Origin of the sequence: Blastococcus sp. CCUG 61487, from assembly GCF_005222955.1 — a bacterium.
GTDB lineage: Bacteria > Actinomycetota > Actinomycetes > Mycobacteriales > Geodermatophilaceae > Blastococcus.
In genome coordinates this window covers 1-10,907 of the sequence record NZ_LWUA01000231.1, presented here as the reverse complement: position 1 = coordinate 10,907, position 10,907 = coordinate 1, and the positions used below count along the sequence as shown (strand labels likewise).

8 protein-coding genes are annotated in these 10,907 nt (G+C 71.5%); 4 read left to right on the top strand and 4 right to left on the bottom strand.

The features are described 5' to 3' along the window. The coding region (locus tag A6V29_RS12490) for a dihydrofolate reductase family protein (protein ID WP_137160600.1) at nucleotides 1-570 on the bottom strand (570 nt) is incomplete at its 3' end. A gap of 95 nt (nucleotides 571-665) precedes the next feature. On the opposite strand from A6V29_RS12490, the gene A6V29_RS12485 reads away from it, so the two are divergent. Next, nucleotides 666-1,667: a DUF2804 domain-containing protein gene (locus A6V29_RS12485; RefSeq protein WP_137160599.1), complete on the top strand. Its 1,002-nt coding sequence runs from the start codon at nucleotides 666-668 to the stop codon at nucleotides 1,665-1,667. A 58-nt stretch (nucleotides 1,668-1,725) separates the two neighbouring features. Here A6V29_RS12485 and A6V29_RS12480 read toward each other — a convergent pair whose 3' ends face one another. Together A6V29_RS12480 and A6V29_RS12475 are read right to left on the bottom strand one after the other, a co-directional pair. Then, nucleotides 1,726-2,919: a fatty acid desaturase family protein gene (locus A6V29_RS12480; protein ID WP_137160598.1), complete on the bottom strand. Its 1,194-nt coding sequence runs from the start codon at nucleotides 2,917-2,919 to the stop codon at nucleotides 1,726-1,728. A gap of 29 nt (nucleotides 2,920-2,948) precedes the next feature. Then, a complete protein-coding gene (locus A6V29_RS12475) occupies nucleotides 2,949-4,058 on the bottom strand; it encodes a ferredoxin reductase (RefSeq protein ID WP_137160597.1) in 1,110 nt (369 codons plus the stop codon). A 93-nt stretch (nucleotides 4,059-4,151) separates the two neighbouring features. Between A6V29_RS12475 and A6V29_RS12470 the strand changes: the two genes are divergently transcribed. Next, nucleotides 4,152-5,366, top strand: a complete 1,215-nt coding sequence (locus tag A6V29_RS12470) for a PucR family transcriptional regulator (protein WP_137160596.1) — start codon at nucleotides 4,152-4,154, stop codon at nucleotides 5,364-5,366. Then, a complete protein-coding gene (locus A6V29_RS12465) occupies nucleotides 5,363-6,253 on the top strand; it encodes a hypothetical protein (protein ID WP_137160595.1) in 891 nt (296 codons plus the stop codon). The genes A6V29_RS12470 and A6V29_RS12465 overlap by 4 nt, the downstream gene beginning before the upstream one ends. A gap of 85 nt (nucleotides 6,254-6,338) precedes the next feature. Here the strand turns inward: A6V29_RS12465 and A6V29_RS12460 are convergent, their stop codons facing one another. After that, the gene (locus tag A6V29_RS12460) at nucleotides 6,339-9,746 is read right to left on the bottom strand and encodes a DEAD/DEAH box helicase family protein (RefSeq protein WP_137160594.1); all 3,408 of its coding nucleotides are present in this window, start codon (nucleotides 9,744-9,746) and stop codon (nucleotides 6,339-6,341) included. Between the two features lie 128 nt (nucleotides 9,747-9,874). On the opposite strand from A6V29_RS12460, the gene A6V29_RS12455 reads away from it, so the two are divergent. Next, a partial coding sequence (locus A6V29_RS12455; protein ID WP_137160593.1) for an IS256 family transposase occupies nucleotides 9,875-10,907 on the top strand: 1,033 nt, incomplete at its 3' end.

Sequence of the window (10,907 nt, the reverse complement as noted above, 5' to 3'; positions counted from 1 at the left end):
ACGATCCATAGGAGCATCCTCGTACCGGGTCAGCAGCACGCCGCCGGGGAACGCCCGGGTCTCCCCCAGGTTCAGGTCCACCCGCTCGTCCAGGGCGGTGAAGAACGGCGTGCCGCCGCCCACCAGGACCGGGTGGGTCACGACCACGTACTCGTCGATCAGCCCGGCCCGCATCGCGGTGGCCGCGAGGGCGGCGCCGGCGACGTCCATGGGGCCGCCGTCCTCGGCCTCCAGCCGGGCGATCTCGGCGACGGCGTCCCCGGAGAACAGGCGGGCGTTCCAGTCGACGGTCTCGAGGGTGGAGGAGAACACCACCTTCAGCATGGCCCGCCAGCGACGCGAGAACTCGGCGTGCGCCGGGGTGACGCCGGCCTGCTGGTCGGCGGTCGGCCAGTGACCGCTCATGTCCGCCCACAGCCGCCGCCCGTACAGCGCCAGGCCGGTCGCCCCCACCCGGTCGGACCACCACTGGAACAGCTCGTCGCTCGGCGCCGACCAGCCGAGGTCACCTCCGGGCGCGGCGATGTAACCGTCCAGGCTCACGTTCATGCCATAGCTCAGGGTCCGCATCGCGTCAGCGTGGCGGAGATCGGTACGCGACCGACGCCCCAACGCCCACGGCCGGCGGGTGTTCCACGGGAAACACGACTGGCTAGCCTGCGGCGGTGCCCACCACCGAGCGTGAGATCACCGAGCCGGTCGACCTCTGCCGTCCGAACGGGCGGCTGAACCCGGACGCCGTCGGCTGGACCCGCCGGCCCCAGCACCGAGCCAACCTCCGTGGGTGGGGGCGCACCAAGCGCTGGGAGTACTGGGGCATCGTCACCCCGACCCACGTCGTCGGCACCGTGCTCTCCTCGATCGACTACGCGGGCGTCCACGGCATCTACGTCCTCGACCGCCGCACCGGCCAGGAGACCGATCGAGGTGCCCTCGCGCCCCTGGCCCGGGGCGTCTCGATGCCCGCCCACTGCGGCCCCGGGACGGCGACGGCGGAGCACGCCGGCATGCGGTGGCAGTTCACCACCGACGACCACGGCACCCGGCTGCGCGTCACCGCCCCCGACGTCGAGCTCGACGTCCTGGCCAGCCGCGAGCCCGGGCACGAGCCGATGGGCGTCGTCGTGCCCTGGAGCCACCGGCTCTTCCAGTACACCGTCAAGGACCTCGCCCTCCCGGTGACCGGGCGGCTCGTGGTGCGCGGCGAGGAGGTCGCGATCGACGGCGCCGACTCCTACGCCGTCCTCGACCACGGGCGGGGCCGCTGGCCCTACCGCATGACGTGGAACTGGGCGGCCGGCAGCGGTTCCGGCCGCCGGGGCATCCAGCTCGGCGGGAAGTGGACCGACGGGACCGGCTCCACGGAGAACGCCGTCCTCGTCGACGGCCGGATGCACAAGATCGGCGAGGAGCTGCGGTGGGAGTACGACCGCACGGACTGGCAGCGCCCCTGGCGGATCCACGGCGCGACGGTCGACGCGACGCTCCACCCGTTCCACGAGCGCGCGTCGCGGACCAACCTCGGCGTCCTCGGCTCGGAGACCCACCAGTGCTTCGGCGAGTGGAGCGGCTGGGCCACCACCGACGACGGCGAGCGGGTCGACCTCGCCGGCCTGGTCGGCTGGGCCGAGGAGGCCCGCCAGCGCTGGTATCCACCTGACCGGTGAACACCAGAGGCCCAGAACCAGGACGGTTCTGGGCCTCTCGCGTTCGACGGTGCCGGGTTCAGGCGGCCTTGAGCAGCTGACGCCGGACCTGCCGGCCACCGAACGTGATGCGGGCGAGCTTGGCCAGCTGCGACGGCGCGTTCCGCACGGTGGTCTGGGCCAGCCAGTCGTTGGGCAGCGACAGCCGGATCACCTTGTGCCAGGCGCTGGCGACCTGCTTGTGCAGCGGCGCCGAGTGATAGGTCAGCCCGTAGCGGTCGAAGATGTCCTTCACCTTCGGCGCGATCTCGGCGTACCGGTTGCTCGGCAGGTCCGGGAAGAGGTGGTGCTCGACCTGGTGGCTGAGGTTCCCGGTCAGGATGTGCATCGCCTTGCTGCCGGAGATGTTGGCCGAGCCGAGCATCTGGCGCAGGTACCACTCGCCGCGGGTCTCGCCCTCGATCGACGCCTTCTCGAAGGTCTCCACGCCCTCGGGGAAGTGCCCGCACATGATCACCGAGTGCGACCACAGGTTGCGGACGACGTTGGCGGTGAAGTTCGCGGCCAGCGTCGGCAGGAACGACGGGCCCGACAGCGCGGGGTGCAGCAGGTAGTCCTTGGACGCCTGGTTGCGGATCTTCTTCAGCACCTGCTTGGCGGCGGCGCGGAACGCGGGGTCGTTCCGGCGCTTCTTGGTCGCCAGGTTCTTGCCCAGCTCCAGGTCGTAGGCGGCGATCCCGTACTCGAAGAAGCAGGCGTTGACGAAGTTCCACAGCGGCTGCGCCAGGTACAGCGGGTGCCACTTCTGGTCCTCGTCGACGCGCATGATGCCGTAGCCGAGGTCGTTGTCCTTGCCGATCACGTTCGTGTACGTGTGGTGCAGCTCGTTGTGCGAGTGCTTCCACTGCGCCGCCGGGCTGGCCATGTCCCACTCCCACGTCGTGGAGTGGATCTTCGGGTCGCGCATCCAGTCCCACTGGCCGTGCAGGATGTTGTGCCCGATCTCCATGTTCTCGAGGATCTTGGCCAGCGAGAGCCCGACGGTGCCCACGAACCAGGCCGGCGGGAACATCGACACCAGCAGGACGGCGCGGCTGCCCAGCTCGAGCTTGCGCTGGGTGGCGATGACGGTGCGGATGTACGTCGCGTCGTCCTCACCCAGGCTGTCGCGCACCTCCTGGCGGATGGTGTCGAGCTCCTTGCCGATGAGCTCGATGTCCTCGGCGGTGAGGTGGGCGATGGGGTTGTCGGGCTTCTTCTGGATGACGGTCATGCGTCCGGCTCCTCGTGGTGTCGGCTGGGTCAGTGGTCGATGGCGCAGTCGCCCGCGGGCGCGCTGACGCAGGTCTGGACGAGGACGCCGTCGCCGACGTCCTCCGCGGTGGTGATCTCGCCGTTGCGCAGGTCGCGCACCGCGCCCTCGCGCAGGGGGAGGACGCAGCCGTAGCAGATGCCCATGCGGCAGCCGCTCGGCATGAGGACGCCGGCCTCCTCCGCGGCGTCGAGGATCGGCGTGCTGCCGTCCGCCTCGACGCTGGTGCCGTTCTTGGTGAACGCGACCGTGCCGCCCTCACCCGCGCCGGCGAGGACCCGGGGGCGGAACCGCTCGGTGTAGAGGCGCTCGGCGATCCCGGCCGACTCCCAGTGCTCCTCGAGCGCCTCGAGCATGCCGACGGGGCCGCAGGCCCAGGTGGCGCGCTCGTGCAGGTCCGGGACCAGCGCGGCGATCGACCGGGCGTCGAGCATCCCGACGGAGTCGGTGTGCTGCTCGATCAGCCGGAGCCGCCCCTCGGCGGCCATCCGGCGCAGCTCGTCGCCGAAGACGACGTCGTCGGCGGTGGGCGCCGAGTGCACCAGCACCGTGTCGGCGAGCCGCTCGGCGGAGTTGCGCAGGATGCCCATCACCGGCGTGATGCCGGACCCCGCGGTCACGAACAGCGTCTTGGCCGGCGGCTGTTCCGGCAGGCAGAAGTCCCCGGTCGCCTGGTCCAGCTGGATGATCGTGCCGGGCCGGGCCCTGTGGACGAGGTGGTTGCTGACCTTGCCCTCGGGGATGGCCTTCACCGTGATGGTGAAGCAGCCGTCGGCGCGGCCGAGCACCGAGGTGATCGAGTAGGCCCGCCACTGGCGCACCCCGTCGATGTCGATGCCGATGCGCACGTACTGGCCGGGCCGGTGCGGCAGCCAGTCGCGGCCGGGGCGGATCACCACGGTCGCGGCGTCCCGGGTCTCGGGGAGCACGGCCTCGATCCGTCCGCGCAGGGCGGCACCGGAGCGGAGGGGGTCGAACAGGTCCAGGTAGTCCACCGGCAGCAGCGGGGTGGTCACCAGCTCGGCCACGCGCAGCGCCCGCTTCCGCAGCGAGGCCAGCGGCGACCGCGCCGGGGTCGGACGCGGAACGGTCGTCGTCATGGCTAGAAGGTTGTCCGACCCTGCGGTCAGTTACCTGTGTGCCGGACGTGAATCAGCCGGTACGTTCTGTTCGCTGCGTACAAAGGAGGGCGGATGACCGAGCTGACGGCGATCCCCGCCGACGTCGCCCGAGTGATGCGCGAAGAGCTCCCCTCGGTGGCCGAGCGCACCGTCGCCGAGATCGTCGTCGAGGTGCCCAGCTACGCCGACGCCTTCTCCGGGCGGATGGGCCAGAAGATCGAGGGCGCGGTCGAGCTCGCGCTCGCCGGCTTCCTCGAGCTCGCCACCGCCAGCACCGGCGTGGACCCCGCGACCCCCATCGCCCCGGCGCTCGCCGCCGCCTACGAGCTCGGTCGTGGCGAGGCCCGCGACGGCCGGACGATGGACGCGCTGCAGGCCGCCTACCGGGTGGGTGCACGGGTCTCCTGGCGGGAGATGAGCGCCACCGCGGTGGCCGCCGGCATGTCCGCCGACAGGATGGCGCGCTTCGCGGAGCTGGTGTTCGCGTTCATCGACCAGCTGTCGGCGGCCAGCGTGGCCGGGCACAGCGACGAGCTGGCCACCAGCGGTCGGGTCCGGCAGCGCTACCTGGAGCGGCTCGCCGCAGCACTGCTGGCCGGCGCCTCGCCCGAGCAGCTCACCACCGCGGCCGAGCGGGCCGACTGGACGCCGCCGCGGACCCTGACCGCTGTGCTGCTGCCCGAGGGCCAGGTGCGCGGCGCGATGGTCTCCCTGGATCCGCGGACGCTCCGGGCGACCGACGACGTCCCGGACCCGTGCGGCGAGGGCGAGCTGATGGTCCTGCTGGTGCCCGACGCCGAAGGGCGGTCACGGCCGGCGCTGCTGCGGTCGCTCGACGGTCGGGACGCCGTCGTCGGTCCGCCGCGGCCGTGGACGGAGGTCGCCGGGTCGTACGCGCGGACGCTCCGGGCAGTGCAGCTCGGGCTGGCGCCCGACGGGAGCGAGCCCCTGGACACCGACAGCCGGCTGCCCGAGCTGGTGCTGCGCGCCGACGAGACGGCGCTGGCCGACCTGCGGGCCAGGGCGCTGGCGCCGCTGGCCGAGCTGGGGCAGAGCGCCCGGGAGAAGCTCACCGAGACGCTGCGGTCGTGGCTGCTGCACCACGGCCGCCGGGACGCCGTCGCCGCGGAGCTGTTCGTCCACCCGCAGACCGTGCGCTACCGCATGGGGCAGCTGCGCGAGTTGTACGGGACGCGGCTGGAGGATCCCCGCACGGTGCTGGAGCTGACCGTCGCCCTCGGGTTGCCCCCCGCGGCCGGCCGACCGGAGAGAGGTGGCGGGACGTGACCGTCGACCTGGAGGCCGCCGCGGCGTTCCTCGCCTCCTCCGCCCGCACCCTGGACCGCCGCCGCTTCGAGCTGCTGCTGGGCGACGGCTCCCCGGACGCCGTGGTCGCGGCCGTGGACGCCTACCGCAACGCCGACGGCGGCTACGGCTGGGGGCTGGAGCCGGACCTCCGGTCGGGGAGCAGCCAGCCGGGCGGAGCGCTGCACGCCCTCGAGGCGTTCGCCGACCTCTCCCCCTCGACCACCCCGCGGGCGGCGGCGGTGTGCGACTGGCTGGCGGGGGTGACCCTCGAAGACGGCGGGCTGCCGTTCGCCCTCCCCGTGCCCGACCCCGCGGCCTGCGCGCCGTTCTGGGTGCAGGCGGATCCCACGAGCTCCTCCCTGCAGATCACCACGGTCGTGGCCGCGACGGCGCACCGGGTGGCGGCCGCGGACCCCGCGGTGGCCGGGCACGCGTGGCTCGCCCGGGCGACGGCGTACTGCCTGGAGGCCGCGGGGCGGCTCGGCCCGGAGACCCATGCGATGGAGCTCGCCTTCGCGGTGCGGTTCCTCGACGAGGTGGCCCGGTCGGGGACGGCGGAGGCTGCGACGCTGCTCGAGCGGCTGGGGCCGCTGATCCCGGCCGACGGGCTGCTGCACGTCGCGGGTGGCGCCGAGGACGAGTTGATGCGTCCGCTGGACTTCGCCCCGTTCCCCGGCGGACCGGCCCGCGAGCTGTTCGCGCCGGAGGTGGTCGCCGCCGAGCTGGACCGGCTGGCGGCGGGGCAGCAGGCCGACGGCGGCTGGGCTGTCGACTTCGACAGCTACTCGCCCGCGGCCGCGCTGGAGTGGCGCGGGCACGCCACCGTGCAGGCGGTGGTCCTGCTGCGCGCCAACGGCCGCCTCTGACGGGCGGCGGTCGCACGGCCGGCACCGGTCTTGCCATGGTCGCGCGTTCGCCCATGCCGTCGGCGGCCGGTGGGCGCGCTGACGATCACGCGACGATGTTGCTCGGGCCCGCACTGGCCCGGACCCGGTCCAGGATGCTGATCAGCGAATCGATATCCCCCTCGCTGAACAGCGATTCCGGGCCCTGCGGCGCGATCTCGCTGAACGGCGACTCGTAGAGAAGTTTCGCTTCCATGGCGCCGTGCTCGGTCAGCTCCGCCACGACCAGGTTGATGAAGTCCAGCTGGCTCGCTGCGAGCGTCCGACCGGCGATGAACTCGTTCAAGGCCTCGGTCGCCGCACTGCGTTCCAGTCCGACCAGGCCGCGGATGAACAGGCCCAACCCCGCCGACTCCTGTTCGGCCCGGGCCACGTCGTCGCTGGTACCCACCCCGGCCTCGACCAGCATGCGCTGCAGTTCGTCGAGGTCGGTCTCGGTGAGCGGCAGGTTGCGGCGCAGCTTCTGCAACGCCACGTGCTCCTCGTGTGCGCGCAGGTACACCCGGGCCTTGGCCCGGAATCGCTCGAACTCGTCCGGGGGCGCCAGTCCGCTCAGCGTCATCTCGGTCGCCTCGCCGAGCTGATCCTCGAAGTCGGTGTAGAGCACCGCTCGTTCGGCCTTCTGGATGAGCTTGACCAGTGAGCGCACGCGGCGTCGCAGTAGTTCGAGCAAGGGGAGCGTCACGCCATCCCACCACTCGTCGCCCGCAACGGCGTCGAGCAGTTCCTGCTGGGTCCGGACGGCGGGAATGTTGACCTGCTCCAGCAGCGCGGCGGCGATGCCCTGCACCTGCCCGCGCAGCCGGTCGTAGGACGGCTCCGCTTCGAGCATGGCGAGCTGCAGCCGGAGCATCAGCAGGTCGAACCGCTTGGCCTGCTCGTCGTCGTCACCGGCCGAGGACGGCAGTGATGCCAAGTGGTGCACGACATCGCCCGCTGTTGACCGGGCGAGGCGCTGCCAGCTGTTCGCGTCTGCATACGCCTCGACCCACTGCCGGTGCGGCCGCACGAGGACGTTGGACAGGTCCATGCCCGAGACCTCGGTGCTCAGCAGCCATGCCAAGTCGATACGGAGTCCCCGCTCGCTGACCGTGCCGTCGCCTTCGGCCGGTCCGGCGGCGCGGCCGTCGAGGCCGGTCAGCAGCTCCACACGAGCGGCGAACAGCCGCTCCTTCAGCGATGGCGCGAGGGCGCCCCCCGGCGGATCGAGCTGCTGTTTGAAGAACTCGAGGTTCTGGCAGAAGTCGAAGACGTAGAAGTCGGCCTTATCCTGGCCAGGCCCGTACAGGTCGGGGCGCAGCCGCGTGCCACGGCCGATCATCTGCCAGAACTTCGTCTTGGACCGCACCAGCTTGAAGAAGACGAGGTTCACCACCTCGGGGATGTCGATGCCGGTGTCGAGCATGTCGACCGAGATCACGACGTGCGGTTCGCGCTCCGGATCGGAGAACGCGTCGATGACCGACTGGGCGTACTCCGTGCGGTACGTGACGACCTGCGCGAAGTTGCTCCCTTCGCTGGCGAAGCCTTCGGCGAAGCGCTCGGCGATGAACTTCGCGTGCTCGTTGTTGCGGGCGAAGATGATCGTCTTGCCCAGGCGGTCGCCGCCGGCGACGCGATGCCCCCGCGTCATGAGGGTCTCGAGCACCTTGTCGACGGTGTCGGCGTTGAACAGCCACTTGTTGACCGCCTCGGCCAACACCGCGTCCGGCGGGTCGTCCTCGCCCCACTCGGCGAGGTCCCATGCCTCCTTCTCCTCGTCGGAGAGCTCGTCGTAGCGGATGCCCTCGCGCTGGAAACGCAGCGGTACCGAGACGGCGCGGGCCGGCACCAGGAAGCCTTCGGCGACGGCGTCGTCCAGCGAGTAGTGGGACGTGGGAACGCCGTCCTCGTGACCGAACAAGCGGTAGGTGTTGCGATCGATGTCGTCCTTGGGCGTGGCGGTCAGGCCGACAAGCGGCGCGTCGAACCAGTCGAAGATTGCGCCGTAGCGCTGGTAGATCGAGCGGTGCGCCTCGTCGACGACGACGAGGTCGAAGAATCCCGGCCCGAAACGCCGCTGCTCGTCGGACAGCTCGTTGATCAAGCCCATCATCGTCGGGTACGTCGAGACGTACACCCGGCCGTCGGCGCTGCGGTCGGTGACCAGGTTGACCGTCGTGGCGCTCGGCAGGTGCTCCTTGAAGGCGTTCACCGCCTGGTTCACCAACGCGACCCGGTCGGCGAGGAACAGCACCCGCTTGGCCCAGTTGGCCCGCACGAGCAGGTCGACCAGCGCGATGACCGTGCGGGTCTTGCCCGCGCCGGTGGCCATGACGACCAGGGCGCGGCGCGCCTTGTCCACCTCGAAGGACTCGGCGACGTCGCGGATGGCGCGCACCTGGTAGTGCCGCCCGACGATCCGGTCGTCGACGGGGAGGTCGGCCAGCCGCTTGCGGCTGCTACGGCGCTGGACGAGAAGATCCAACTCGGCCTTCGTGTAGAAACCCTGGACCGGCCGCGGCGGGTGCTCGGCGTCGTCCCAGATCCAGTGCTCGTAGCCGTTGCTGTAGAAGATCACCGGCCGCTGGCCGTACGCCTGCTCCAGGCAGTCGGCGTAGAGCTTGGCCTGCTGCTGTCCCTCGGTGGCGTCACGGCGGGTGCGCTTGGCCTCGACCAGCCCGAGCGGCTTGCCGTCGTCGCCCCAGAGCACGTAGTCGACGAAGCCGGTGCCCTGGGCGTTGGGCATGCCGGTGACGGGGAATTCGATGTCGCGCTGCTGGTCGAGAGGCCAGCCCGCCTCCCGAAGCAGCAGGTCGATGAACAGGTCGCGGGTGGCGGTCTCGTCGTAGTCGTGGTCAGTCGGCTGTGCTTCGTTGGCCGCACGCGCGGCGGCCACCTGGGCCCGCAGCTCGGCGAGCTCCTGCTCGAGGGTCTGACTGCGTTCGCGTTCCCGGGCCAGCTCGGCGTCCTGGGCGGCGTACCGCTCGGCCTGCGCGCGCAGTTCCTCCTGCCGCTGGCGGCGAACCGACGCGGGCAACGGGCGGGGCAGTGCCTCGGCATCGAACTGGTGCGCACCGGGACGGTTGCGCGGATCCCGGCTGTACCGGTCGGCGAGCCAGAACAAGATGTGGAAGAGCTCGCGGACGGTGGACAGGGCGCGGTCGGGAGGCACGTTGCCCGGCCGGTGGACGGCGTGGTTGCCCTGCCTCCGGACCACGTCCATCTTCGTGTGCAGCGCCGGGCCGACCAGCCGGCGGAAGCTCGGTTCGTGCAGCTGGGCCGACAGGTCGTCCCGATAGGGACGACGGAGCTCGGGCTCGGCGTCGTAGAGCCAGGCCACCGTGAGCTCGAGGGCGCGGCGGGCGTAGAAGCATGCGGCGCGCGGGTCGCCGTAGGTGTTGTGCTCGGCGCGGGCGGCCTCGTCGGCGAGCTGCGGCCATTCGGCGCGCAGGAACGCAAAGTTGCTCGCCAATCCGCCTCCCTCGAGTGGCGTCCACCAAGGTGGTGTGCGACGGCCCCGGTGACCAGCGGGCCTTCCATGTAGAGGCGGCCACCGCGTGATCTTCTGGATACCTTCCACAGCCCCAGGAGTTCGACGCGATGACCGCTCCGAGCAGTATCGACCCTGCCCACTTCCTGCACGAGCAGCTGGCCCAGGCCTCGCCTGATCTGTTGCGGCAGATGCTGACCACGTTCATCAACACGCTGATGTCGGCCGAGGCCGACGCGGTCTGCGGCGCCGAGTACGGCGCCCGTTCGGCCGAGCGCACCAACACGCGCAACGGCTACCGGCACCGGGACTTCGACACCCGCGCCGGCACCCTGGAGGTGGCGATCCCCAAGCTGCGCTCCGGGTCGTACTTCCCGGACTGGCTGCTGGAGCGCCGCCGCCGGGCGGAGCGGGCGCTGACCACCGTGGTGGCCACCTGCTACCTGCTCGGCGTCTCCACGCGGCGGATGGAGAGGCTCGTCGAGTCCCTCGGGATCACTCGGCTGTCGAAGTCGCAGGTCAGCGAGATGGCCAAGGACCTCGATGCCCAGGTCGCCGACTTCCGGCACCGGCCGCTGGACGCAGGCCCGTACACGTTCGTGGCCGCCGACGCCCTCGTCCTCAAGGTCCGGGAAGGCGGCCGAGTGGTCAACGTGCACGCCCTCGTGGCCACCGGGGTGAACGCCGACGGGCACCGGGAGATCCTCGGCCTGCAGGTCACCAGCGCCGAGGACGGCGCCGGCTGGCTCGGGTTCTTCCGCGACCTGACCGCCCGCGGCCTGACCGGCGTTGCGCTGGTCACCTCCGACGCGCACGCCGGGCTGGTGACCGCGATTGGCGCCACCCTGCCCGGAGCCGCGTGGCAGCGGTGCCGGACGCACTACGCGGCGAACCTGATGGCGGTCTGCCCGAAGAGCTCCTGGCCGTGGGTGCGGGCGCTGCTGCACTCGGTCTATGACCAGCCCGACGCCGCCTCGGTGCACGCCCAGTTCGACCGCGTGCTGGACGCGCTGGCCGACAAGCTGCCTCGGGTGGCCGAGCACCTCGAGGCCGCCCGCGCCGACGTGCTTGCGTTCACCGCGTTCCCCAAGGAGGTGTGGCGGCAGATCTGGAGCAACAACCCCAGCGTTATCTTGAGCCGCG

What these genes read in the sequence shown, in the direction of transcription:
- A6V29_RS12480 (WP_137160598.1), bottom strand. Translation starts at nt 2,919, where the DNA reads ATGACCGTCATCCAGAAGAAGCCCGACAACCCCATCGCCCACCTCACC.
- A6V29_RS12470 (WP_137160596.1), top strand. Translation starts at nt 4,152, where the DNA reads ATGACCGAGCTGACGGCGATCCCCGCCGACGTCGCCCGAGTGATGCGC.
- A6V29_RS12475 (WP_137160597.1), bottom strand. Translation starts at nt 4,058, where the DNA reads ATGACGACGACCGTTCCGCGTCCGACCCCGGCGCGGTCGCCGCTGGCC.